Source organism: Sinorhizobium sp. NG07B, assembly GCF_002532005.1.
GTDB lineage: Bacteria > Pseudomonadota > Alphaproteobacteria > Rhizobiales > Rhizobiaceae > Sinorhizobium > Sinorhizobium fredii_C.
The window spans coordinates 1,179,806-1,203,843 of record NZ_NWTD01000001.1 but is presented as its reverse complement, the minus strand read 5'-3'; the positions used below and the strand labels follow the sequence as shown (position 1 = coordinate 1,203,843).

At 63.3% G+C, this 24,038-nt stretch carries 25 protein-coding genes; 13 read left to right on the top strand and 12 right to left on the bottom strand.

The window, feature by feature from the left end; genetic code table 11:
• Window positions 1-36 precede the first annotated feature (36 nt).
• The gene (locus CO664_RS30580; protein WP_037423304.1) at window positions 37-291 is read left to right on the top strand and encodes a hypothetical protein; all 255 of its coding nucleotides are present in this window, start codon (window positions 37-39) and stop codon (window positions 289-291) included.
• Between the two features lie 200 nt (window positions 292-491).
• Here the strand turns inward: CO664_RS30580 and ilvC are convergent, their stop codons facing one another.
• Window positions 492-1,511: a ketol-acid reductoisomerase gene (gene ilvC / locus CO664_RS05805; RefSeq protein WP_037386668.1), complete on the bottom strand. Its 1,020-nt coding sequence runs from the start codon at window positions 1,509-1,511 to the stop codon at window positions 492-494.
• A gap of 59 nt (window positions 1,512-1,570) precedes the next feature.
• The gene (locus CO664_RS05800) at window positions 1,571-2,218 is read right to left on the bottom strand and encodes a TetR/AcrR family transcriptional regulator (RefSeq protein WP_176536498.1); all 648 of its coding nucleotides are present in this window, start codon (window positions 2,216-2,218) and stop codon (window positions 1,571-1,573) included.
• A gap of 252 nt (window positions 2,219-2,470) precedes the next feature.
• Here CO664_RS05800 and macA point away from each other — a divergent pair, with 252 nt between their 5' ends.
• Both macA and CO664_RS05790 read left to right on the top strand, forming a co-directional pair.
• A complete protein-coding gene (gene macA / locus CO664_RS05795; protein ID WP_097525036.1) occupies window positions 2,471-3,739 on the top strand; it encodes a macrolide transporter subunit MacA in 1,269 nt (422 codons plus the stop codon).
• A gap of 9 nt (window positions 3,740-3,748) precedes the next feature.
• On the top strand, window positions 3,749-5,692 hold the full coding sequence (locus CO664_RS05790; protein WP_097538133.1) for a MacB family efflux pump subunit: 1,944 nt from the start codon (window positions 3,749-3,751) through the stop codon (window positions 5,690-5,692).
• Between the two features lie 30 nt (window positions 5,693-5,722).
• Here CO664_RS05790 and CO664_RS05785 read toward each other — a convergent pair whose 3' ends face one another.
• Window positions 5,723-6,289 carry a transglutaminase-like cysteine peptidase gene (locus tag CO664_RS05785; RefSeq protein WP_037423292.1) on the bottom strand — a complete coding sequence of 189 codons (567 nt, stop codon included), beginning with the start codon at window positions 6,287-6,289 and terminating at the stop codon, window positions 5,723-5,725.
• Between the two features lie 405 nt (window positions 6,290-6,694).
• Here CO664_RS05785 and CO664_RS31655 point away from each other — a divergent pair, with 405 nt between their 5' ends.
• Window positions 6,695-7,975, top strand: coding sequence for a hypothetical protein (locus CO664_RS31655; protein WP_097538132.1), 1,281 nt, complete (start codon window positions 6,695-6,697; stop codon window positions 7,973-7,975).
• A gap of 216 nt (window positions 7,976-8,191) precedes the next feature.
• Window positions 8,192-8,902 (top strand): thermonuclease family protein, encoded by a 711-nt coding sequence (locus tag CO664_RS05775; protein WP_037415798.1) that lies wholly within the window; start codon window positions 8,192-8,194, stop codon window positions 8,900-8,902.
• Window positions 8,903-8,907: 5 nt separating this feature from the next.
• On the opposite strand, the gene CO664_RS05770 is transcribed toward CO664_RS05775, so the two are convergent.
• From CO664_RS05770 to CO664_RS05760, 3 genes are all read right to left on the bottom strand, one after another.
• Complete coding sequence (locus tag CO664_RS05770) at window positions 8,908-9,810, bottom strand: aminoglycoside phosphotransferase family protein (protein ID WP_037415795.1); 903 nt, start codon at window positions 9,808-9,810, stop codon at window positions 8,908-8,910.
• A 63-nt stretch (window positions 9,811-9,873) separates the two neighbouring features.
• The gene (locus CO664_RS05765) at window positions 9,874-11,142 is read right to left on the bottom strand and encodes an NAD(P)/FAD-dependent oxidoreductase (RefSeq protein WP_097538131.1); all 1,269 of its coding nucleotides are present in this window, start codon (window positions 11,140-11,142) and stop codon (window positions 9,874-9,876) included.
• Window positions 11,143-11,218: 76 nt separating this feature from the next.
• Window positions 11,219-11,683: an Lrp/AsnC family transcriptional regulator gene (locus tag CO664_RS05760; RefSeq protein ID WP_014765064.1), complete on the bottom strand. Its 465-nt coding sequence runs from the start codon at window positions 11,681-11,683 to the stop codon at window positions 11,219-11,221.
• Window positions 11,684-11,904: 221 nt separating this feature from the next.
• On the opposite strand from CO664_RS05760, the gene CO664_RS05755 reads away from it, so the two are divergent.
• Entirely contained in the window at window positions 11,905-12,624 is a 720-nt protein-coding gene (locus CO664_RS05755) for an aspartate/glutamate racemase family protein (protein ID WP_097538130.1), read from the top strand.
• A gap of 13 nt (window positions 12,625-12,637) precedes the next feature.
• On the opposite strand, the gene CO664_RS05750 is transcribed toward CO664_RS05755, so the two are convergent.
• Complete coding sequence (locus CO664_RS05750; protein WP_037415781.1) at window positions 12,638-13,042, bottom strand: helix-turn-helix domain-containing protein; 405 nt, start codon at window positions 13,040-13,042, stop codon at window positions 12,638-12,640.
• Window positions 13,043-13,196: 154 nt separating this feature from the next.
• On the opposite strand from CO664_RS05750, the gene CO664_RS05745 reads away from it, so the two are divergent.
• Together CO664_RS05745 and CO664_RS05740 are read left to right on the top strand one after the other, a co-directional pair.
• A complete protein-coding gene (locus tag CO664_RS05745) occupies window positions 13,197-14,084 on the top strand; it encodes an SDR family oxidoreductase (RefSeq protein ID WP_097538129.1) in 888 nt (295 codons plus the stop codon).
• Between the two features lie 150 nt (window positions 14,085-14,234).
• Window positions 14,235-14,846, top strand: a complete 612-nt coding sequence (locus CO664_RS05740; protein ID WP_097538128.1) for a 2-hydroxychromene-2-carboxylate isomerase — start codon at window positions 14,235-14,237, stop codon at window positions 14,844-14,846.
• A gap of 4 nt (window positions 14,847-14,850) precedes the next feature.
• Here the strand turns inward: CO664_RS05740 and CO664_RS05735 are convergent, their stop codons facing one another.
• From CO664_RS05735 to CO664_RS05725, 3 genes are all read right to left on the bottom strand, one after another.
• Window positions 14,851-15,276: a DUF983 domain-containing protein gene (locus CO664_RS05735; protein WP_037415801.1), complete on the bottom strand. Its 426-nt coding sequence runs from the start codon at window positions 15,274-15,276 to the stop codon at window positions 14,851-14,853.
• A 193-nt stretch (window positions 15,277-15,469) separates the two neighbouring features.
• Window positions 15,470-16,867 (bottom strand): PLP-dependent aminotransferase family protein, encoded by a 1,398-nt coding sequence (locus tag CO664_RS05730; protein ID WP_176536497.1) that lies wholly within the window; start codon window positions 16,865-16,867, stop codon window positions 15,470-15,472.
• 121 nt (window positions 16,868-16,988) lie between these two features.
• Window positions 16,989-17,741, bottom strand: coding sequence for a pyridoxine 5'-phosphate synthase (locus CO664_RS05725; RefSeq protein ID WP_097538126.1), 753 nt, complete (start codon window positions 17,739-17,741; stop codon window positions 16,989-16,991).
• Window positions 17,742-17,924: 183 nt separating this feature from the next.
• Between CO664_RS05725 and CO664_RS05720 the strand changes: the two genes are divergently transcribed.
• From CO664_RS05720 to CO664_RS05700, 5 genes are all read left to right on the top strand, one after another.
• The gene (locus tag CO664_RS05720; RefSeq protein ID WP_037415748.1) at window positions 17,925-18,641 is read left to right on the top strand and encodes a DUF899 family protein; all 717 of its coding nucleotides are present in this window, start codon (window positions 17,925-17,927) and stop codon (window positions 18,639-18,641) included.
• A 313-nt stretch (window positions 18,642-18,954) separates the two neighbouring features.
• Entirely contained in the window at window positions 18,955-20,058 is a 1,104-nt protein-coding gene (locus CO664_RS05715) for a hypothetical protein (protein WP_097538125.1), read from the top strand.
• Window positions 20,059-20,397: 339 nt separating this feature from the next.
• The gene (locus CO664_RS05710) at window positions 20,398-21,072 is read left to right on the top strand and encodes a MerR family transcriptional regulator (protein ID WP_097538124.1); all 675 of its coding nucleotides are present in this window, start codon (window positions 20,398-20,400) and stop codon (window positions 21,070-21,072) included.
• A gap of 275 nt (window positions 21,073-21,347) precedes the next feature.
• A complete protein-coding gene (locus CO664_RS05705; protein ID WP_037415739.1) occupies window positions 21,348-21,593 on the top strand; it encodes a glycine zipper 2TM domain-containing protein in 246 nt (81 codons plus the stop codon).
• Between the two features lie 114 nt (window positions 21,594-21,707).
• Complete coding sequence (locus CO664_RS05700; protein WP_097538595.1) at window positions 21,708-22,061, top strand: EF-hand domain-containing protein; 354 nt, start codon at window positions 21,708-21,710, stop codon at window positions 22,059-22,061.
• A gap of 120 nt (window positions 22,062-22,181) precedes the next feature.
• Here CO664_RS05700 and CO664_RS05695 read toward each other — a convergent pair whose 3' ends face one another.
• Together CO664_RS05695 and CO664_RS05690 are read right to left on the bottom strand one after the other, a co-directional pair.
• Entirely contained in the window at window positions 22,182-22,835 is a 654-nt protein-coding gene (locus CO664_RS05695; RefSeq protein ID WP_097538594.1) for a hypothetical protein, read from the bottom strand.
• Window positions 22,832-24,037: a hypothetical protein gene (locus tag CO664_RS05690; RefSeq protein ID WP_097538123.1), complete on the bottom strand. Its 1,206-nt coding sequence runs from the start codon at window positions 24,035-24,037 to the stop codon at window positions 22,832-22,834. Before CO664_RS05690 ends, CO664_RS05695 begins: the two co-directional genes overlap by 4 nt.
• Between the last annotated feature and the right edge of the window lies 1 nt (window position 24,038).

The following is a 24,038-nucleotide window of genomic DNA, read 5'->3' as shown; positions in this document are numbered from 1 at the left end:
GCGTATCGCAGAAAGCGATGGCATTGGAGGTTACATATGTTCAAGAAACTGTTGGTTGCAGCCGCGATCTCGACGGCCTGCGTGTCCCCGGCTCTCGCCCAGGCCGATCTCGTCTGCGACCAGGCGGGCATGACCAAGCTCGAAACGGACGTGGGTCAGATCACCGACTCGGGCCGCAAGGAGATGGCGCAGAAAGAACTGACCATGGCCAAGGAAGCTTTGGCGGCTAATGACCAGGAGAAGTGCAAAACCCATATGGCCAACGCCATGAAGGGCAAAGATCCGATGTGATTCTGCGTCGCCTCGTGCCGCACCATCAGTCGCGTTCCGTCACCGCAAATGAGAAAGCCGAGGCACGATGCCCCGGCTTCTCCAGCCTTGGGAGGTAAGGCTTTAGAGCGAGATGCGCTCACATTCGTTCGCGCCCCCCGCTCTATCGTTTTTGCCGCATTTGTGCGACGTCAGGTGATTCCACCTGACTGCAAAATGCTTTAGTTCTTCGCCTTGTCGACCAGCTTGTTCTTGCCGATCCAGGGCATCATGCCGCGCAGCTTGGCGCCGACTTCCTCGATCTGGTGGGCGTCGTTGACGCGGCGGATACCCTTGAAGCGGGCAGCACCCGAACGATATTCCTGCATCCATTCCGAGGTGAACTTGCCGGTCTGGATGTCCTTAAGCACGCGCTTCATCTCGGCCTTGGTCTCTTCCGTGATGATGCGCGGGCCGGTGACGTATTCGCCCCACTCGGCCGTGTTGGAGATCGAGTAGTTCATGTTGGCGATGCCGCCTTCATAGATCAGGTCGACGATCAGCTTCACTTCGTGCAGGCACTCGAAATAGGCCATTTCCGGTGCGTAGCCGGCCTCGACCAGCGTTTCGAAGCCGGCGCGGATGAGCTCGACCAGACCACCGCAGAGAACGACCTGCTCGCCGAAGAGGTCGGTTTCGCACTCTTCCTTGAAGTTGGTTTCGATGATGCCGGAGCGGCCGCCGCCGACGCCGCAGGCGTAGGAGAGCGCGAGGTCAAGTGCATTGCCGGAAGCGTTCTGGTGAACGGCGACGAGGCAGGGTACGCCGCCACCCTTCTGGTATTCGCCGCGAACCGTGTGCCCGGGGCCCTTCGGCGCGATCATGACGACGTCGACGGAAGCCTTCGGCTCGATCAGGCCGAAGTGAACATTGAGGCCGTGGGCGAAGGCGATCGCCGCGCCGTCGCGGATGTTGCCGGCGATTTCGGCCTTGTAGATGTCGGCCTGGAGCTCGTCCGGGGTCGCCATCATCATCAGGTCGGCCCAGGCGGCAGCCTCGGCAACCGTCATGACCTTGAAACCGTCGGCTTCGGCCTTCTTTGCCGTAGCGGAGCCGGCCTTCAGCGCGATGGCGACGTTCTGTGCGCCGGAATCTTTGAGGTTCAGCGCATGGGCGCGGCCCTGCGAGCCGTAGCCGATGATGGCGACCTTCTTCGACTTGATGAGGTTGAGATCGGCATCACGATCGTAATAGACGCGCATTGAACTTTCCTTCCCTTTGCTTGTCCGTTTCCCTTTGACGGTCCGCAGTTCGGCCGCCGTTACACCTTTCTGCCGTAAAGGGTGAGAAAGGCGTCGACCGCCCGCTCCGCCCTCAGGCCGAAATTCTTCTTCAGGCCGCCCGGATCCTCGCCGAGCAGCATGCGCAAATGCCAGTCGGAGACGACCAGCCCATAGAGCGCGCCATAGGCCTCCTCCGCATCGCCGAAGGCAAGAAAACCCGCCTTGCGGCCCGCCTCGAGCAGTGCCCCGGCTCTGCGGCCGATCTGCCGGCGCCCGCGCTCCTCGAGCAGACGGCCGAGCTTGGAGCCCTCGCGGCTTGCCTGGCCGATCGCCAGCCGGTTGAGCGCCAGCGACACGTCGCCTGCCAGCACGTCGAGCAGGTCCTTGGCAAAGGCGACAAGATGCGCCTTGAGGCTTGCCGCGTCCAGCACCCCGCCAGAAACGTCGAGCGTCCTGACTTTGCTTGCCTGGAAGGCGATCATCGCCGAAAGCAGCCCGTCGCGGTCGCCGAACCACTTGTAGAGGCTCTCCTTGGAGCAGTTCGCCGCGCGCGCAACGCCGGCGGTCGTCAGCGCCCGCTCGCCGCCGTCGACAAGCAGTCGCAGCGCCTGTTCGAGCACCGCACCCTGACGCTCCGTCAGGCCGCTTCCGCTACCGCTCCGTTTGATCGTTTCGACGCCCTGCACTTCGCTGCCACTCCATCAGTACCGTACGGTACGGTTCGCCGTTTTAGTGAGATGATCTCTGGACGTCAAGTGCGAATCCGCTGATGGCGAAACAAGCCGAACCTGCAAGCAACATTTTCGGATTACGGCATCGGCCTCACCCGCGGGCAGCGGCAATGATTACGAAAATATAATGATCCCGACGCTGTTCCCTCGCCCCGTTCGCCTTTATTTTAAAAGGAGAAAATCCGCCGGCGGAAAGCCATTGTGCCGATGAGCAAGACAGCGAAGACGATCAGACAGGAAGCGCCGGCTGCGGCGCCGAACGTCACCCTGATGCCGAGCCCGGCCCTACCCGTCCGCCGCAAGCGACGCTGGCGCCTGGTATTCGCTGTGCCGGTTCTAATCGCTGTGCTCGGCGCCGGCTATTATGCCTGGAGCCAATACGGCGCGCAGCCCGAGACCGCGATGATCACGCAAGCCGTGACCCGCGGCGACATTGAAGACAGCGTCACCGCCGTCGGCACGCTCGATGCCATCAAGTCGGTCGATGCCGGTGCGCAGGTCTCTGGCCAGCTGAAATCGCTGCATGTGGAGATCGGCGACAAGGTCGAGGCGAACCAGCTCGTCGCCGAGATCGATCCCGCCTCGATCGAAAACAGGATCGAGATCGACGAGGCGGAGCTTGCCCATCTCGAGGCCCAGCTCGTCTCGACGAAGGCGCAGCTGGTGCTGAAGGAAGCGAATATCGAGCGCCAGCGCAGTCTCGTCGCGACGAAGAGCGTTTCGCAATCGACACTCGATCAGGCGATTGCCGATCACACCGCCGCTCAGGCCGACGTGCAGGCGATCGAGGCGCAGATCCGCAAGCAGAAGGCGACGCTCGCCGGCGACAAGGTCGATCTCGGCTACACCAAAATCTATGCGCCGATGGCCGGCACGATCGTCGCCAACCCGGCCAAGGAAGGCCAGACCCTCAACGCCAACCAGACGACGCCGACGATCGTCACCATAGCCGATCTCTCGACGATGACCGTCAAGGCCCAGGTCTCGGAAGCCGACGTCGGCAAGCTGAAGATCGGCATGGATGCCTACTTCACCCTGCTCGGCCAGCCGGGCAAGCGCTTCACCGGCAAGCTGCGGCAGATCCAGCCGATGCCGGACACGGAAAACAACGTCGTCCTCTATTACGCGCTCTTCGACGTTCCCAATCCGACCGGCGAACTGATGATGTCGATGAGCGCCCAGGTCTTCTTCGTCGAGGCTGCCGCCAAGGACGTTCTTGTCGTGCCCAGCGCCGCCATCCGCACGGCGCGCGGCGATGGTGGAGGCAAACCGGGGAACGAAGTGACCGTGCTTACCCGGTCGGGCGCCACCGAAACCCGCCCGGTCGAAGTCGGCATCCGCAATCGCGTCAGCGCGGAGATCGTCAGCGGCCTGAAGGAGGGGGAGAGCGTCGTCGTCGACTCGGATTCAGGTTCGTCCCGCAGCAGCCAGCGCAGCACGCGCACGCGCGGCATGCGCATGCCGCCGATGTTCTGAAGACGGCCTATGCAGCCCCTCATCTCCCTCCGGAACGTCAGCAAGACCTACTTCAACGGCGACCTCGCCGTCGAGGTCCTCCATGATATCTCGCTCGACATCGAGGCGGGCGAGTTCGTGGCGATCATCGGTCAGTCCGGCTCCGGCAAATCGACCTTGATGAATATTCTCGGATGCCTCGACCAGCCGACCGCGGGCGAGTACCTGATCGAAGGCGAAAGGGTCTCCGGCTTCGACGGCGACGAGCTCGCAGCGTTGCGCCGGCGCACCTTCGGCTTCGTCTTCCAGGCCTACAACCTGATCCCGACCGCGAGCGCCCAGGAGAATGTCGAGGTGCCCGCCGTCTATGCCGGTGTGCCGGCCCATGGCCGGCGCGAGCGTGCCGAGGCGCTGTTGAGATCGCTCAACCTCGGTGAGCGGCTCGACCACCGGCCAAGCCAGCTTTCCGGCGGGCAGCAGCAGCGCGTCTCGATCGCCCGCGCCCTGATGAACGGCGGCCGCGTCATCCTCGCCGACGAACCCACCGGTGCGCTCGACAGCCAGAGCGGTCGCGACGTGATGGCGCTCCTGCGCGAGATGAACGACAAGGGCCACACGATCGTCGTCATCACCCATTCGCGCGAGGTGGCGGAACAGGCCGACCGGCTGATCGAGATCCGCGACGGCCGCATCATCGCCGATCGCGTCAAGAAGGGCCGGAGTAATCCGGAAGCGGCTTTCAGCCTTGCTCAGCGCACGCGCGAGGGACTTGCCGCACTCGCCGACGTCTCGGAAGCGGTCAAGATGGCGATGCGGGCGCTGCGGGCAAACCTCTTCCGCACGATCCTGACACTGCTCGGCATCGTCATCGGCGTCGGCTCCGTCGTCGCCATGCTGGCGATCGGCACCGGCGCGCAGGATTCGGTGCTGAGCCGCATTTCCTCCATGGGCTCCGACCTCTTGCTGGTGCGCCCCAGCATGGCCAATTTCCGCGGCAGCGCCGGCGGCAGCAACGTCACGCTCGTACCGGCGGATGCCGACGCCATCCTCGAACTGCCGAATGTCGCCTTCGCCGTTCCGGAGATGACGAGTACCGTGACGCTCAGGCGCGGCAATATCGACTATCAGACGACCGCCAACGGAACCGTGCCGCAGTTCACGGCAGCGAAATCCTGGCCGATCGGACGCGGCGAGTTCATCAACCGCGACGACCTGGAGGGCTATGCGCCAGTCACGGTCCTCGGCCAAACGGTGGTGAGGACGCTCTTCCCCGACGGCTCCGATCCGATCGGTCAATTTGTGCTCGTCAACAAGATCCCCTTCCAGGTGATCGGCGTGATGAGCGAAATGGGCGCCAGCGCCGGCGGCAACGATCAGGACGACGTCGTCCTCGTGCCGCTCACCACCGGCAGCATGCGCATATTCGGCCAGCGCAACATCCGCACCATCACCGTCAAGGTGAAGGACGCCGCGGCCATCGACCTGACTCAGGAACGCATCCAGGCCCTGCTCAACGAGCGCCACAAGAAGGAAGACACGCAGATCACCAACATGTCCTCCGTGCGCGAGGCCTTCACCGAGACGTCGAACACGATGAAGCTCTTCCTCGGCTCCGTCGCAGCGATCTCGCTTCTCGTCGGCGGCATCGGGGTGATGAACATCATGCTGGTCAGCGTCAGCGAGCGAACCCGCGAAATCGGCGTGCGCATGGCGACCGGCGCCCGCCAGCGAGACATACTCGTCCAATTCATCGTCGAGGCGCTGGTCGTCTCCGCCATCGGCGGCGCGATCGGCATCGTTGCCGGCCTCGGCACCGCTTACGTCGCCCGCACCTTCGGCATGCCCGTCAGTTTCACCGCCGGTCCGGTGGCGCTGGCCTTTGCCTGCGCCTTCTTGACGGGCCTGCTTTTCGGTTTCCTGCCGGCCCGCAATGCCTCACGCCTGCAGCCCGCCGTGGCGCTGAGTGCCGATTGAAGAGCGTGTCACTGCACCGGACGGTGCCCGTCAGATCTGCTGTGCTCCGGCGATCCGCTCCCAGCGGCTACCGTTTGATTGCGACTGGCGGGCGAAATAATCGTAGGGCGTGCGCGACCAGTCCCTGACAGAGTTGGTCAGATTGTCGAGCACAAGATCTCCTTCACTGGTGCGGACAGTCAGCACCGTATGGCCATCGCCGTGATAACGGGCGACTGTCAGCAACAATGCGGAAGCCGGCCAGCCGCGCTTGAGGAGCTCGCGCTTCTTCAAAATCGCAAAATCCTCGCAATCTCCGTAGGTCGTCGGCACGCGCCAGTCGTCGTCTCTGCCGACATTCGCGCGGTCGCTGCGTTCCTTAATACGAGCGTTGACGGCGCTGTTGACCTGCTGAAGTTCACTGGCCTTGTCTGAGCGAAGGACAACAGCCTTTTGCCCACCATCGGTCCTGCACAACTGCGGTTCGCGCGAGCAGAACGAAGCGAAGGCCGGCGGTGCAAACGCCTTGCCGGCCGTTTTCATGATCGTCCCCGCATCAGCGATCGCCGGGGCAAAAAAAAGCAAAAGGAATGCGGTCTTCGCGATGAAGCGATTCATGAAGTGTTCTCCAACGGCAGGCGTAACGTCCCCCGCGTCCGACGTAGAGATTAAATCAGACGGGTTAATCCGGGGTTGATTAGCCCGGAATAGGGCGATGTTATGGCGACATACTAATAATTCGTAAATTGACCCCAAACATCTTTAAGTAAATCATTGGATTTATTTCCATAGTTATATTTTGCGTGGAGTTAAGTAATGAAAAGAATTCATAGATCGATTTTCCAAACGTTCTTCCTTCTCTCTACGGCCGCGATAGCATCCGTCGTCGTTACGACGGATGCGAATGCAGTAGAGCGTCGACGTATGACTACTGCGCAATGCAGCCCTTTGACAGAAGACAACTTTGCAGCGTGTTGCGTTGCGATAAATCGCTCGAAAATTCTTACTCCTGCGCAAATCAAAATGTGCCCGCCTCTGTCAACCGCGACCATTGGCAAGAACACGCGCCGAGATGATCGCAGCGACACCGCCAGCCGCGGCAGCGGCAGCGGAGGCTCCGGTGGCTCCGGCTCCGGCGGTAGTGGCTCCGGTAGCGGCGGCTCCGGCGGTGGCGGTGGTTCCGGCGGCAGCGGCGGCTCCGGCGGTGGCGGCTCAGGCGGCGGCTCCGGCGGTGGTGGCGGTAGCTCCGGTGGTGGCGGCGGCTCTGGCGGTGGCTCCGGCGGTAGCGGTGGCTCCGGCGGCGGTGGCAGCTCTGGCGGTGGCTCCGGCGGTAGCGGCGGCTCCGGCGGCGGCGGCTCCGGCGGCGACGGTGGCTCCGGCGGCAGCGGCGGCTCCAGCGGTGGCGGTGGCTCCGGTGATGGCGGTGGCTCCGGCGGCGGTGGCGGCGGTGGCGGCGGTGGCGGCTCTGGCGGCAGCGGCGGCTCCAGCGGTGGCGGTGGCGGCTCCGGCGGCAGCGGCGGCTCCAGTGGTGGCGATGGTGGCTCCGGCGGCGGTGGCTCCAGTGGTGGCGATGGTGGCTCCGGCGGCGGTGGCTCCGGCGGCGGTGGCAGCTCTGGCGGTGGCTCCGGCGGCAGCGGTGGCTCCGGTGGCTCCGGCGGTGGTGGCTCCGGTGATGGCGGTGGCTCCGGCGGCGGTGGCGGCTCTGGCGGCGGTGACGGCTCTGGCGGCAGCGGCGGCTCCGGCGGCGGTGGCAGCTCTGGCGGCAGCGGCGGCTCCGGCGGCGGTGGCAGCTCTGGCGGTGGCTCCGGCGGCAGCGGTGGCTCCGGCGGTGGCGGTGGCTCCGGTGATGGCGGTGGCTCCGGCGGCGGTGGCGGCGGTGGCGGATCTGGCGGCAGCGGCGGCTCCGGCGGTGGCGGTGGCTCCGGTGGTAGCGGCGGCTCCGGCGGTGGTGGCGGCTCTGGCGGTGGCGGCTCCGGCGGCGGTGGCGGCTCCGGCGGCGGTGGCGGGTCCGGTGGTAGCGGCGGCTCCGGCGGCAGCGGCGGTTCCGGCGGTGGCGGTGGCTCCGGTGGCGGTGGCGGCTCCGGCGGCGGCTCTGGCGGTGGCGGTGGCTCCGGTGGCGGTGGCGGCTCCGGCGGCGGCGGTGGCGGCTCTGGCGGCTCTGGCGGCAGCGGTGGCTCCAGCGGCGGTGGCGGCTCCGGCGGCGGCGGCAGCGGTGGCTCCGGTGGCGGCGGCAACAATGGAAATGGGAACGGCGGTGGCGACGGGACCCCGGGCAATTCCGGTAAAAGCGACGTCACCCGCTAACGCATTGCGGTTAATGCGCGATCGCATCAAAGTCGTGCAACGCTCGCCTCCGGTAGAGCGCAGCTACCGAGACATACGATCGACAAGGGGCGGGTTCCGGCGGAGCCCGCCCCTTGTTGCTGAGGAAAGTCAGAAACGAAGGCCGCCCGACCTCCGCGAAAACCTTTCAGCAACTCCTCGCCAGGATAATGCCCGCGCAATCGAGGACCGAATCGGATGGCCAAGGCAAAATCCCCGCGACGGAAACGCAGCACACGCTCGAAAGGCAGCCGGGGCGGTATGATGCCCTGGTATCTCGCCGCTACGGTTCTTGTCGGGGGCATTATTGGCTATGATAACCGCGAACAACTCCGGGACTGGCTGGACCAAAGCGAAATGACCGCGTTCCTCTCCAAGTCGGAGAAGGCGCCCGAGAAGAGATCAAAGACGACCGTTATCGCCCCGCGTCCGAAGGAGCATGCGGGCACCGTCGCGACAAAATCGGCATTGGTCCCACCGGCACCGGTCGGCAGGCCGATGCAGCAGCCGCCGGCGCAACTCGCCTCCGTTCAAACGGGAAGCAACACTTTTTTCTTCTGCGGCATTCGCCACGATAACTGCGTGATCGACGGCGACACTTTCCTCTTCAACGGAGAAAGAATTCTTATCGCCGATATCGACGCGCCCGAGACGAAGCTCGCGAAGTGCGACGCGGAGCGGTCGCGCGGTTCCTATGCCAAGGCACGACTGCGTGAAGTACTGAACGCCGGGGAATTCACACTGGTCGCTTCATCGGGCGGATTCGCCGACGAGGAGGCGGGCAAGCCCCGCGTCGTCATGAGAGGCGGCAGGTCGCTGGGAGACCTCCTCCTTTCCGAGGGGCTGGTGAGAAAGCGCACCAGCCGGCCGGCAAGCTGGTGCGGCCAGGCTCCGCGCGCCTCCGGCTAAACCCATCAACCGTACCGCAGGTGATCGGCGAGCACTTCGGCAATCACGCGCCGCGACTTTTCGACTTCGAGACGATCGGTGCCCGGCATCTCGGCTGCAACGATCATGGCCTTCCACAGGGTCCAGCCGCGGCCGCGCGCCCAGGTTCCCCGGTCAAGAGGAAGTGCCGCACGAAACGCCTCGCGGCTATCGCCGCTGAACATCGTCCAGGCAATCGAGAGATCGCAGGCGGGATCGCCGACGCCGGACGTGCCGAAATCGATGACGGCGGTGAGACAGCCGCCTTCGACGAGCAGGTTGCCGGAACTGACATCGCCATGGAACCAGACCGGGTTTCCCGTCCAGCTGGCGGCAAGCGCCGCCTCCCAGACAGAGCGCGCCGCATTTGTGTCGATTTGACCTTCAAGTGCATCGAGAGCCCAGCGCGTTTCGTGGTCGTAGACGGTCAGCGGACCGCCCCGGAAGAAATTGTGCTGCCCCGGTGACGGCCCTCCATCGGCGTCGATCCGCTGCAGGGCGGCGAGAAATTCGCCGAGCGTCGCCGCGAAGGCCGGCAGATCGGCGATCGGAGCATGCGTGGCGATCTCGCCATAGCGCCATCGATAGACGGACCAAGGCCAGGGATAACCTTCGCCCGGCCGCCCCATCGCGACGGGCGCCGGAATCGGCAGCGGCAGGTGCGCTGCCAGCTGCGGCAGCCAGCGCTGTTCCTTCTCGACCTGCAGCGCATAGGACGCGGCACTCGGCAGACGAACGGAGAGATCATCGCCAAGATGAAAGGTCCGGTTGTCCCAGCCGCCATGCCGGACCGGTCGCACCGGCAGGTCCGCCCACTGCGGAAACTGAGCCGCGATCAGCCGCCTGACAAGGGAGCTGTCGATTTCGATGCTTTCGGAGGCGTTGACCATCGGCACTCGTTGTTACGTCGGGCAGTCAGGTTGCATTGGCAGCGATCGATTTGCAACCCAAGGCTATCCCTCCCCGCGCATCGTTTCCTTTTGCGTAATCAGGCGCGCGCTGTGCTGACCGCTCAGATAGATCCACAACCAGCTCCAGGCCACGGCGAAACGGCTGCGGGTGCCGATCAGGAAGTAGATGTGAGCGATGCCCCAGATCCACCAGGCAAGGCCGCCTTTGAGCTTTATCCTGCCGAAGTCGATGATTGCGGCCCGCTTGCCGATCGTGGCTAGGCTTCCCTGGTGGCGGTAGCGGAAAGGGCCCGGAGAAGGCCGGCCGGTGAGACGGGCGCGGATCACCCGGGCCACATAGGCGCCCTGCTGCTTGGCAGCGGGCGCAATGCCCGGCACCGGCATACCATTCTCCTGCTTGACCGCGGCGGTGTCGCCAATCACGAAGGCGTCCGCGTTGCCCGGTGCGGTGAGGTAAGGATCAACCATCGCCCGGCCCGCACGATCCGCCTCGATCCCGAGCCACTGGGCGGCTGGAGACGCCTGAACGCCCGCCGCCCAGACGAGCGTGCAGCTTGGCACGAAACTGTCGCCGATCTTGACCCCGTCCGCCGTACAGTCCGTCACCGGCGTTCCGGTGCGCACCTCGACGCCGAGCTTCGCGAGTGCGGCCATAGCATAGGCGGAAAGCTCTTCCGCGAAGGCCGGCAAAATGCGCGGCCCCGCCTCGACGAGGACCACGCGGGCCTGACGCGTATCGATGCGGCGGAACTCGTCCGGCAAGGTTCGGTGCGCCATTTCGGCAATGATACCGGCAAGTTCCACGCCTGTCGGACCGGCACCGATGATCGTGAAGGTCAACAGTGCATCGCGCCTCGCAGGGTCGTCCTCGACTTCCGCCTGCTCGAATGCGAGCAGCACGCGTCGGCGAATGGTCGTCGCATCCTCGAGCGTCTTCAGCCCGGGTGCGACCGCGGCCCATTCGTCATGGCCGAAATAGGCGTGGGTCGCGCCGGTCGCGAGCACCAGCGTGTCGTAGTGGATGGCCTGGCCGCTCGACAGCCGCACGGCCCTCGCCGCCCTGTCGATGCCCTGCACCTCGCCGAGCAGGGTCGTAACCTCCGGTCGATCGCGGTAGAGATGACGGATCGGCCAGGCAATCTCGGAGGTCGCAAGAATGGTGGTCGCGACCTGGTAGAGCAGCGGCTGAAAGAGATGGTGGTTGCGCCGATCGATGAGCGTGATGCGGACCGGCGCGCCCTTGAGGTCATGCACCAGTTGCAACCCGCCGAAGCCGCCGCCCACGACCACCACGTGATGTCTTTCCTGCATCGTCGCTGCCTCGTTCGCTGGGTAAATCCAAAATTACACCGGCGCTTCCGACACGCCATGCCCGCGCCGCAGCATCCTACTCAGCGTAACGGACCGGAACCGCCGTGCCGCTTTTCAGCACTTCCATGGAGATCGAGGCGGTAACGTCGAAAAGCTCCACCTTTCGGACGATCTGCTTGTAGACCATGTCATATTGCTCGACCCGCGGCAGGACAACCTTGACGATGTAATCGTAGTTGCCGGTCAACCGGTGCGCCTCGACGATTTCGGGAATGTCGCTGATTGCGCGCCGGAACGTCTCAATCCACTCATCGGAGTGATGCGCAGTCTTGATGAGCGCGAAGACCGTCGTGGGCACGCCCATCTTCTCGCGATCGAGAACGACGATGCGCCTGGACACATAGCCGGCCTCTTCCAGCCGCTGAATGCGGCGCGAGCAAGCGGATAAGGAAAGGTTTACCCGCTCGGCGAGATCGCCCATCGCAACGCTCGCATCTTCCTGCAGAAGCGTGAGCAGCTTTCGGTCCCTCTCATCCAGCACGCCCTTTACTCCTCACTCTATGCCACAACGACGCCTGAATATTGCATGAACTGAAGAAATGACGCAAAAACCTATTGATGATTCTCTTTTAGATAGCCCTCAAAGCAAACAAATCCAACCCGAGTCGCGCCATAATCTTACGGCTGGATCGAGATAGGAAAGTGGCAACGCGCCCTTTCGGCTTCAGTTCCAGCAATTGGATGCAAAAAGGGAGCGAGTTGATGGAAATGCGCAAGATCGGCCTCATCGGCGGCATGAGCTTCGAAAGTTCGGCGGTCTATTACCGGATGGTCAACGAGGCGGTTCGCGAGCGGCTGGGCGCGTTGCATTCGGCCGAGGTGCTGCTCCATTCCGTCGACTTCCAGAAAATCGTCGACCTGCAGAAGGCCGGCCGCTGGGACGAGGCCGCCCGGCGCCTGTCCGAGGTCGCGCGCGCACTTCAATCCGGCGGAGCCGACTGCGTGCTGATCTGCACCAACACCATGCACCTGATCGCCGACGCGGTTGCCGCTTCCGTCGAGATCCCGCTGATCAACATCATCGACGAGACCGCACTTCGTCTCAAGGCCGCCGGGAGTCGCCGGCCGCTGCTGCTCGCCACCCGCTACACGATGGAGCACGGCTTCTATGCCGAGCGGATGAAGGCGCACGGCATCGACGTGGTCGTGCCGGATGCAGACGGACGTACGCTGACCCACGGAGTGATTTTCGACGAACTCTGCGCTGGCAAGGTGCTGGACACGTCGCGTCAAGCGCTGGTGGCGCTGATCGAGAAGGCAAAGGCGGATGGCGCCGACGCCGTCATCCTCGGCTGCACCGAGATCTGCCTGATCCTTGATCCGGCAAACCTGCCCTTGCCCGGCTTCGATTCCACAGCCATCCACGCCGCAGCCGCCGTCGAGTTCTCGCTGAGCTCGCGGAATGTGAGCCGCGCCGCCTGAGCCTCGGTGCCGCCTAGATGGCGGCGTCATACTCCGCCCGCGCGTTGCGGATCGCCTCGTGATTTTCGAGTGACCAGTCGACGAACGGCCTCAAAATCGTCAGAAACGATCGGCCGAGATCGGTGAGGCCGTATTCCACGCTCGGCGGCTGTGTCGGATAGACGGTGCGGCTCAAATAGCCGTCACGCTGTAGATCGCGCAGCGTCTGCGTCAGCATCCGCTGGGAAATGTCCGGGATCAGCCGGCGCAGTTGCGAAAAGCGCAGCGGGCCGTCGGCGAGCGACAGGATCATCAGCGAATTCCATTTGCCGCCGATATTGTCCATCACATCCCGCACCGGGCAGTCGTCGATGTCGAGCGGCACGCCGCCGACTAGGGCGACGCGCTTCCCCTTCACCTTGCCGGTCGCCTTGTTCATGGCGGTACCCTTTCCGTAACCTTCGCAGAAAAAACTGCCTCCTTTACAGCTCTTAGCAGATTACGGGATAAGAGCAACTCTCAAAAAGAGACCAGCATTCGACATCGGCCGGTCGAGGCATTGCGGAGCTGGAAAGCAAAGTGAAAGGAAGATCATGTCCCAGAGATTGCTCGTAACCGGCGCTGCAGGTCAGCTCGGCAAACTCGTCCTCGATGCGCTTCTCGCCTCCGGCAAGACGAAGCCCGCCGACATCATCGCCACCAGCCGCGATACCGCCAAGCTCGCCGATTACGCCGCCAAGGGCGTAGAGACCCGCGCTGCCAATTTCGACGACCCGGCCTCACTCGAAAAGGCCTTTGCCGGCGCCGACCGGATCCTCATCATCTCGACCGACACGCTTGACGAGCCGGGCAAGCGGCTGAAGCAGCATCTCGCCGCCGTCGAAGCCGCCAGGAAGGCAGGCGTCAAGTACATCCTCTACACGTCCATGCCCAACCCTGAAACCTCGGTCATTCCCTTTGCCGCCGACCATCTCGGCACCGAAAACGCCATCAAGGCAAGCGGCATTCCCTATACGATCCTGCGCAATGCCTGGTACATGGAAAACCTGTTCCTGGCGCTGCCGCATGCGCTTCAGACGGGCCAATGGTTCTCGTCGGCGGGTGAAGGCCGGATCTCGCATGTGGCGCGCGACGATCTCGCCAAGGCCGCTGCCGCCGCGCTGGAAGCAGCTTCGACGGAAAGCCGCATTTATACGCTAACCGGAACAGAGGCGATGACGACCGCAGAGATCGCCGGCCTCGTCGCCGAAGCCACCGGCAAGCCGCTCGAGGTCGTCCAGGTTTCCGACGAGGCTCTGGCGGGCGGGCTCAAGGGAGCCGGGCTGCCGGACTTCTTCGTGCCGATCCTCGTCTCCTTCGACACCAATACGCGCGAAGGTCATTTCGACCTGGTGACCGATGACGTCGCCATCTTGACCGGCAGAACCCCGGTCGGGCTGCCGGCCTTTCTCGCAGCAAACAAGGCTGCGCTCGTTCAGTAGCAATCGCCGCGATGGCGATCGGCCCGGCGTCCCGAGCCGGGCCCTCCATGCCCAGCCCGTCGTCAGTCTTTGCTCGAAGCCCGCATCCGCCACCCCCTCGCCGCAGCGCGGCATTATCATGAGGTCCGGTTTGGATTGGGAGTAAGGACAATGACGGCGCCGGTCGACTTCTGGTTCTCGATAGGAAGCCCCTACACATTTCTCGCAGTGATGCGGCTATCAGAAGTCGCCGAAAAAGCCGGCGTCGAGGTTCGCTGGAGGCCCTTCGACGTTTCCGAAATCCAAGCCGAGGCGAATGACGGCCCCTTCGCCGGCAAACCGCTCAAGGCAGCCTATATGTGGCGCGACATCGAACGGCGGGCCGCTAAGTTCGGTTTGCCGCTGCGATTTCCGATCCCCTATCCGCTCGCCGACCTCGCAGCGGCAAACCGCGTGGCGGTGCTCGCCGCCCAGGAAGGCTGGTGCCCCGCCTATGCCATCGCCGCCTACCGGCGCTGGTTCGTCGACCGCGAGCCGGCCGGGAGCGAGCCAAACCTCTCGGCGAGCATCAAGGAAGCGGGGCAAGACCCTGCTCGCGTGCTGGAGGAGGCGAGCACACGGGCGGCCGCCGAGGCGCTAGACGCCGCCACTCAGGAGGCGAAGGAGATCGGCATCTTCGGTACGCCCTCCTTCGTGGCGGATGGCGAGCTGTTTTGGGGTCACGATCGGCTGGAAGACGCCATCGAATGGCAGCACAATCTGGACCAGGGGAATCCGGGGTGAACGCTTAAGCCGCCCGCTGCCCTTCCTTCGCATCAGCGGGCGTTGCAATTGGCTTGCGCACCAGCTTGCCCTCTTCGGCCTTGTAGAAGAACTGGCTGGCGACCAGCCAGCCTTTCAGCGGCCTTAGCGGCGGAATACAGGTCAACAGCATGAAGGGCCCGGTGACGAGCAGATGCACCCAAAGCGGCGCACTGTATTGCACTTCCAGCCAGACGCCGAGAAACACGCTCGGCACGCAGGCAAAGCAAATGACGAAGAAGGCGGGGCCGTCGGCAGGGTCGGCGAAGGAATAGTCGAGGCCGCAGACCTCGCATTCTGGCCGGAGCTTCAAAAATCCCTGGAACAGATGCCCCTGCCCGCAGCGCGGGCAGCGGCCACGGAGGCCCGTATGGAGCGGCGACAGGGGCGGCCACTCATTGGTTGAAGACATCATTCTTCCTTTCCAAGATTCTCTTCGGGCGCGTGGGCAAACCGCGAATGGAGACCGACGTTCCACAGCACTGCCACAGGCCTCCCTCATGAGCATACATAGCATACACTCCTGGTATTGTATGCATCCGCATCTGCGACAATTCGGCCCGCTTACGACGAAAGGCACGCCACGAGAAAAACTCAGTGCGTCCTCAGACAACGAGATTGAGCGCCGCGGGCGATTGTGCGAGAAGTTCGGAAATGACGTCGAGGCTTCGCTGCAGATCAGCCTGCGTCTCCGGCGCGCCAAGGCCGAGACGCACCGCCTCCGGTGGCTCCAAAAGCGCGAAGGCATCGCTCGCAACGATACCGATACCCGCCGCCCTGAGCCGGGCGGCAAACTCGCCGCGGCTCCAATGGGGCGGCAATCTCAGCCACAGATGAAAGCCCTCGCGGTCGTTGAGAACATCGGCGCCCGGCAGGCTGACGGAAACCATCTTCTGGCGCCGCCCCGCCTCGCTTCGTATGGCGGACAGCACCGCTTTCGCCGTCCCCTCCTCGATCCAACGCGTGGCGATCGCGGCAGAAAGCGGCGAGGCCATTCCGGCCGTCGCCCGAATGGCGCTCTCCAGGCGACCGGCCGCGATCGGATTCGGCACGACCAGATAGGCGATCCGCAGGGCCGGCGAGAGACATTTGGCAAGCCCCGCCACATGATAGACGAGGTCGGGTGCGAGCGCCGCAAGCGGCGGCACCGGCGTTGCGGGCAATGCCCCATAGGCGTCGTCCTCGACGATGGCGACGCCGTGTCTGCGCGCAATGGCGACGATCGCCTCGCGCCTTTTCAACGGCAGCGTAGCGGTTGTTGGATTGTGCAGTGTCGGATTGCAATAGAGAGCCTTGGGCCGCTGCTCGCGGCACACGGCCTCGAAGGCCTCCGGTACGAGGCCCTCTTCGTCCATGTCAACGCCCAGAACCTCGATGCCGAGATAGGCCGCCACGGAACGAAGACCTGGATAGGTGAGCGCCTCGGCACAGATCATGTCGCCCTTCGCCACCAGTAGGCCAAGGACGGCAAGCAGCGCGCCTTGCGCCCCGGGGCAAACCAGCACCCGCTCCGGCGACACCTCGCCGAGCCGCGGCTTCAGCCAAGCCGTCCCCGCCGCCCGGTCTTCCCGGGCACCACCGACGGGTTGATAGCGCATCAGCAGAGCGACACCCTGCTCGTGCTGCACGTCGGCGATATCGCGCCACATTCGTTCCGCAAGCGCCGGATCATCGAAAAGCGGCGGCAGGTTCATGCTCATGTCGACGAGTCCGGCCGGAGACGAACGGCCTGTGCCTCTCGGCCGCGCCCGCATATAGGTCCCTTGCCCCACGCGGCCTTCGATCAAACCGCGACGCCTTGCCTCGTTATAGGCGCGGCTCACCGTCGTGAAATCGATGCCAAGGGCGGCCGCGAGCGCCCGCTGCGGCGGCAAGCGTGTCCCGGCCGCCAGCCGCCCCGCCGCGCTGTCGGCAGCGATCTGGTCGGCGATGTCGAGGTAGAGCGGCCCCCGGGCCTTGCCGAGCACCGGCACCCATGAAAGGCCCTCGCGGTTTCCACCCATGCAAACCTCCGTCGTAATGTATGGATATTGCATGGAAGCGCTTGTTGGGCAAGCACGCGGTTACCGGCACCCAAGCGGATAAATCCGCGGGCCTCGAACTCGTTACGATGCGGTGGACCGCTTACAGGGCTTCCCCGCAGGCGCGGCGGAAGCGGCGCACGGTCTCGGCCATGCCGTATTGCAGCGCGTCGGCCGTCAGGCCGTGGCCGATCGAGACCTCGGCAAGCGCCGGGATATGCTTGGCGAGCCGCGGCAGGTTGGCGACGGTCAGGTCGTGCCCCGCATTGACGGCGAGGCCGAGATCGATTGCGATCGCGGCCGTGCGGCCGAGCTCGCCGGCGATCCGCTCGGCCTTCTCCGGATCGTCGTGGCAGCCGCCGTAGGGGCCCGTATAGAGTTCGATGCGGTCCGCCCCGGTCTCCTTGGCGATTTTCAGCGCTTCGGCGTCCGGATCCCCATCGGCAAACAGCGACACGCGGAAGCCCTTCTTCTTGAGACGCCCGACGACCTTGCCGAGCAGAGCCTGGTTCTCGCGAAAGTCCCAGCCGTGGTCGGAAGTCGCCTGCGCCGGATCATCAGGCACCAGCGTCACCTGTTCCGGTTCGTTTCGCTCGACGAGTTGCAGGAACTCCTCGTTGGGATAGCCTTCCATGTTGAACTCCGCGCCCGCGAATTCGTCGTCGATCAGGTCGCGGATCGGCTGCAGGTCGGAAAAGCGGATGTGCCGCTGGTCGGGACGCGGATGCACGGTCAGTCCGCTCGCCCCCGCCTGAAGCGCGATCCGGCCGAGCCCGGTCACGGAGGGCCATGGAAGATCGCGCCGGTTGCGCAGCATGGCGATGGCATTGAGATTCACGGAGAGCTTTGCGGGCATATTGAAACTTTCAAAGCGACAGCTGGAAGGCGGGTGTCGGCGACCAAACCGATCGTCGCAGTTCTACCGCAGATTCTGCAAGACCGGAAACGGCCTTTGCACGGCTTCGTCGCGAAGTTTTGACACCGCGTAAATATGTTGATATCAACGTTATCAACCGCAGCATTCAAGGAGGAGAGCACCATGACGACGCAGGCCCCACTCGTCCCGGCAACGGAACTCGCCGCAAGGAACCGCGCCCGCTTCCCGAACGAGAGTGCGGAGTATCGTCGGGCACGCAACGCTTTGCTCGCCGAGGAAATCGAACTCCGCCGCCATATCGAACGCGTCGCCGCGCAACGCCGGCAACTGCCGCCGGGTGGCGAAGTGCCACGGACCTACGTTTTCGAAAGTGAGAACGGTCCTGTGACGCTCGACGACCTCTTCGGGGACAAGGACACGCTCATCATCTACAGCTACATGTTCGGCCCGAAGCGCGAAAAGCCCTGCCCCATGTGCACCTCACTCATGGCCGCCTGGGAGGGAAAAGTGCCGGACATCGAACAACGCATCGCTCTGGCGATGGTCGCCCGATCACCGATCGAGCGGCTCCTCGAGGCCAAGAAGGCGCGCGGCTGGACCCAGCTGAAGGTCTATTCCGATAGCGAGGGGAGCTTTACCCGCGATTATGTCAGCGCCGAGGACGCGGACGTCCCCGGCTACACGGTCTTCACCCGCCGGGACGGTACGATCCGGCATTTCTGGAGCGGCGAGATGAGCGGCGAAATGGCCGATCCTGGCCAGGACCCGCGCGATGCACCCGACCCCGATCCGTTGTGGCACCTGCTCGACACGACGCCCGAAGGCCGCGGCGCCGATTGGTATCCGAAGCTTGAATATCGCGGCGCTGAGCGCGGTTAACTCGCACACTCTGCAGCGCCGCGCGTCTTATCAGACGCGCAAAGGTCGCTGTAGCACTTTGAGTTGCTGCATGTCTGTGTCCTTAAATCGAGTTCGATTTAAGGACACATGCAGTAGCATACGGCGGACCGATTTAATCCGGACATCCGGCCGCGCCGCTCGCGCCTTCGCGAGAGGTGCGCGGCCTCGGCCGTTCAGAAAAGCCTCAATTTCGTATTACTAAACCTGACAACCATCGTTCTTTCGGTTTAAATTCCGAATCAGGGTATTGTTGCCCGCTTTTCATTCGACACGGCTTCTTCCGGAGCAATTGATGACGCCAGCCGAAAGGCCCTGCGACGCGGCGATCCGCTCCGCGCTCGGCCGGATTCTCGACAGCAAGAGCTTTCAGCGCTCCGAGCGGCTGCGTGCCTTCCTCACCTATGTCGTCGAGAAGGAGATCGCCGGCGAGGCCGGGCAATTGAAAGGCTATTCGATCGCGGTCGACGTCTTCGGACGCAGCCAGGCTTTCGATGCCGATAGCGATCCGCTCGTGCGCGTTCACGCCGGAAAGCTGCGCAAATTGCTGAAAGGCTTCTATGACGCCGAAGGGGCCGGCGAGGAATGGCAGATCAGCATTCCGAAGGGGACCTACGTGCCGGAGTACCGCCGGCTGCGTGAACCTGCGGCGGAACGCCTTGGGGAGCCGGCCACGAATGCCCGAGATCGCCTTTCCAGGCGCCGCCCCGCATGGCAGCCCTCGCCCTTCTCCTCCCCCTGGGCTGTGCTGACGGTGCTTCCGCTTCTTTTGTTCACGCCGTTGCCGTCACCGAAGGTCGCGCTCGACTTCGGTGCAGAAGCCAAGCTCGCAAACGGCCCGATGGCCGCCGTCCGGGGACTTCCGTCGGTAAGTTTCGTCATCGACGGGGAGCATGGCACCGCAGAACATTTCGCCGCGCTGTTGCGCGCAGCCGCGCTGCGTCACAGGACCCTTGCCGCGGCAGAGGTTGCGGGCACTTCACATCCGGCCGGTTCCATGGATTCGGCGCTCGCCTTCTCCGTCAAGGTCGACTGGCACGACAGTCCCGAGCCCGGCCTTCGGCTCACGCTTTCGCACAATGGCGAGCGCGTGCCGCTCCGCCAGGAGTTCATCGGCGCGCAACAGCTCGCCAATGAATCGGACATCCTCTACAAGACCACCTCGCTCGCAGCGCAGTTTTTCGCTCTCAATGGCGAGATCTACGCCCACGCCGCCACCGAGGGGCTGCAGAGTACATTGATGCGATGCATGGTGACGACGGCGCGCTACAAGAAGCTCCTGACGCGCGATGCCTTTCAGGAGGCCTGGACATGCCAGCAGGAACTTGCCCCGCTCAAAGGCGATGAACCGCTCTTCATCCTCTCCTCGAAGAAACAGAATGAGCTTTTCAGCCACTGAGCAGCTCGATCGGACTATAATTGCCCGCAACCATCGCCAAGATTTTACCCGCAACATTGGGGCTGTTCATTTCGACGATTCGCGCCTCCGTGAATTCGTGCATTAGAAAATAAATGCCTGGTTGCTCGTTGGGGCATTGCGCGTTCGAGGAGCGCGCGAAGGAGCTCCCGCCCACCACTGCGGCCCCCGCGCCTCCAAAGCGCCGGGCCGGTGAAGGGCAAGCACATTGGTCTGTAGTAAGTCGTGCCGCGCGCACGATGTGCCCCGAGAGGCAGCCGGTAGTGGCCAGTGCGATTGGCGGATCGCATTCGTCACGGCGCGGAAACGGGGGGCGCGAAAATGCCACAGGATTCTTGGAAGAATGCCGACGCCGGCACGGCGCCTCGCACCGGCGGCTTTCTGCCGAAGCTGCCTATCCCCTATAGAGGCTCGAACGATCGGCTTGCCATTGCCGAAATGGCAGAGGCTTTCGGTGTGACGCACCGCACCTTGCACTTCTACGAAGAGAAGGGACTGCTGAACGCCGCACGCCTGGGCCCGATGCGGGTCTATGGCGAGAGCCATATCCGCCGCATGGCCGTGATCAACGCATGCCGGGAGATCGACATGCCGGTTGCCGGGATCCAGGACCTGATGGCGGCGCTGGACGCGGCCGGAAGCCAGTCCGAGGCCAACCAAATCTTCGAGACGGCGCTTCGCTCGCGCCGGCGCGAGCTTGCGGCCCAGCAATCGATCCTGCGCCGGCAGATGCAACGCATCGCCGAGCTGCTCGAAAACGGCTCCGGCGGGTCCGCTGATCCGGCATCCGGGGGCGTCCACCTGTCGCCGATCGAGAGCGAATGCCTCGGCCTGATGGCGGAGGGGCACGCCGCCGCCCGCATCGCGCAACTGATGGAGATGGATATCACCGCGGCTCTCGCGCTCGAGTCCGGCATTATCCGCAAATTCGATGCGCAAAATCGCTTCCAGGCGGTCGCGAAGGCCGTGCTCGCCGGCATGATCGCGTCGGAATAGCACCGTCGGCACGATTCCGCTCCACCAGGACCCGCCCTCCGAAAGGCCGCAGTCCACAAAGAGTTGTCATCATCCGTCCGTGGCGGTAGTATTTGCGCGCAGTTCCGGACGGCTGCGTCGACAGACTGCATGTTTCGTCAATGAGCTGCTTCTGATCGAACACAAGAGCCTCTCGTAGTTCGGGAGACATACTCAGAAGCTTATTTGCATCCGACGCCAAGTTTGGCGCCTCCGCCGATTCGTATTGCATTCGGACGAATATTTTGGAGGAGAAGATGAGCAAGCCTACTGTAACTTTGATTGTCTTTGGCGCCCTCGCCTTATCCGGGTGCCAGTCCGCTGCGACATCCCAGAGGGGAGGCGTCGGCGAATTCGGCTGTATTGCCGGGACCGTCGGCGGCGCGATCGTCGGCGGCGTGGTCGGCGCGACCATCGGTTCGGGCACCGGCCAGCTCTGGGCCGTCGGCGGCGGTGCCACGCTCGGCAGCGCGGCAGGCAACGCCCTGACCTGCGCCTATTAAAGCGGAATGCGCTCGCCTACATTCCCGGCGCCAGTTCTATTGTTTGTTTTTGCCGCATTTGTGCGACGTCAGGCGATTCCGCCGTGCCGCAAGATGCTGAAGCGGAAGGTCGCCATGCTGCCAAGACTCGCTCTTTCCACGGCGCTCGCGCTTTGCCAGCTCGTGTCGCCCGCACAGGCTCAGTCGGCGGCAATGAACCAGGGTCAGATGGATCGCCTCGACCGTGACCGAAACGGAGCGGTTGACCGCTCCGAATACCAGGCGTTCATGACGATAGCCTTCGCAAGCCTGGACAAGAACAAGGACGGCAGCCTGCGCTCCGACGAGGTGGCGCAGGCACTCACCGCCCAGCAATTTGCCGCCACCGACAAGAACGGCGACGGCAGGGTGAGCCAGACCGAATTCCTGAACAGGGTCATGGCCGATTTCCAGGCAGCCGACCGCAGCGGCGACGGCAACCTGGAATAGGAAGGCAAGTCGCTCATCGTCGCCACGATCGCGGCCACGCTCGCCGATAAATCGGAGCTTGGCTCGCATGAATCTCACAGCGAGCATTCCCCGATTTTCGGCCAGTTCTTGCAAAGCTTATCAATCGCGATGCCGTTGCGGGGCAAGCGATTGCGCCTGCGCGTAAGCCAACGGCGAACGGTTGCCCGGCAGGTTCTCGTCCAGGACCAGAGTTTTCAAGTCATCGGCACGAATATCGAGGACTATGGCTCGCTCCAGCTTATCGATGGACCAGACGGCATAACCAAATGCGGGGTCAAACCCACAATCCCCCTTTGCGACAGTTGTCGGCCTTTCGGATAGACACATAATCTGCGGCTTCGGGAGTTTGTAGCAGTGCCCCTCATAAGCGTAGCCGTAGATAACCCCGATGCTCTTTATATAATTTTTTTGCACTTTCAACGCGATCGGGAGGAAGTGATAAAAATCACCGTCGAATACAGCGACTGTTATACCTTCTCCAACAACACCTGCTTTTTTTCTAATTGCTTCAATCAGATCATCTATGGTCTTTTTTATTTGCTCAAATATATCGTCACCAATACCAATTGGCCTTAACTTAGCTTCCAGCTCTTTCAGTGCCTCATTAAGTTTTTCATCGTCCTTTTCTCTTTTAACAAAATCCGCAGGACGGCCATATAGCCTTAGATCACCAGGTTTATAGTATTTATAGTCGATTTTATCCGTTAAGGTTCGCACATCGCCAACAACTGGATTGACAAAGCATTCGCTCATCGCCATCTCCTGTTCCTATTAATTGGTGTTATGATTTCACGCCACGTAAAATTCTCCTCCAATTGCTGTGCGGCCGCAGGGTCCGCCGCCGCGATTATGGCGCGCGCAGCGCTGTCGAGCCGAAGCGCGGATGGGTCCTGCATTCGCAGAGATCCCCCCAATGCATATCCCACTGCGTCGCGCGCGGTTGCGAGCGCCTGTTTGAAGAACAGCGGCTTGGCCGCATAGGCTTCGGCGGTCATTGCCCGGAAGCGATCGAACTCGTCCTGCTCCAGTTCACGAAGGTCAACGTCAAGTAGCCGTCTGTCCGCGCAACCGTTTGCGACCAACTGCCGGTGATAGAGTTCGACGATGGTGTCGAAAATGGCACCAAGGAACGGAAGTCCGCGATCATGGACTTCGCGTGTCGTCTCCGACATGCGCCGAGCGTTAGTCGCCATGCGAATCTGCGTTTCCGGGCTTGTCTCGGCGAAACGATTGAGTTCGCTGTAAAGGAGCAAATTGCCTCGCGTCCGGCGCAATAGCCGTTCGACGGCCGAATCGAAGTGGAGAAAAGAAATCAATGATACCGCGTCCGAGAAGGCTTCTGAAAAAGGGAAGAAGTCGAGGTCCCTTGACGGCCCCTTCGGCAGGCCCGTCTCGGAGAGGACGATGAAGTGTCCGACCTCGTGGGCAATCGTGTCGAAGTTCAAGGCATAGGGACGCACGATGCCATCTACCTGCGCTCGGCCGAGTTCCAGAAAGCCGTACCCGGCATGCGCATTATCCCACTCAACGAACGGAACAATCTCGAGCTTCGGGTAGGTCTGCTCGAAGAACCAATGCACCGGACATCCAAGGTAGCTCTGCCAAACGTCCCGGACGAAATGCACGCAAGCATAGGCGTGCACGCCCAGAAAGGCACGTGATGTCGGGTCGATATTGTCGAAATGGCGATCCGGACCGGGTAGCGGCGGAGGTCTTCGAGCACCGTCAAACGGTGGCAGACGCGCTAAGCTGTACGGCTGCTTGTCGTAAACTGGATCTGCGACGTACACTCCGACGTCGCTCGGACCCTCGCCAATTTCGTCCGGCATGATCGACAGCCAGACGCGATCCGGCTGCTCATATCCGGGGATGAACGGAGGCTGGGGGAATATCCAGAAGCGCGTCCCCAGGCGCGCACCGGCATCTTCGAGGGAATCGTCCCGAAGCAAACGCATC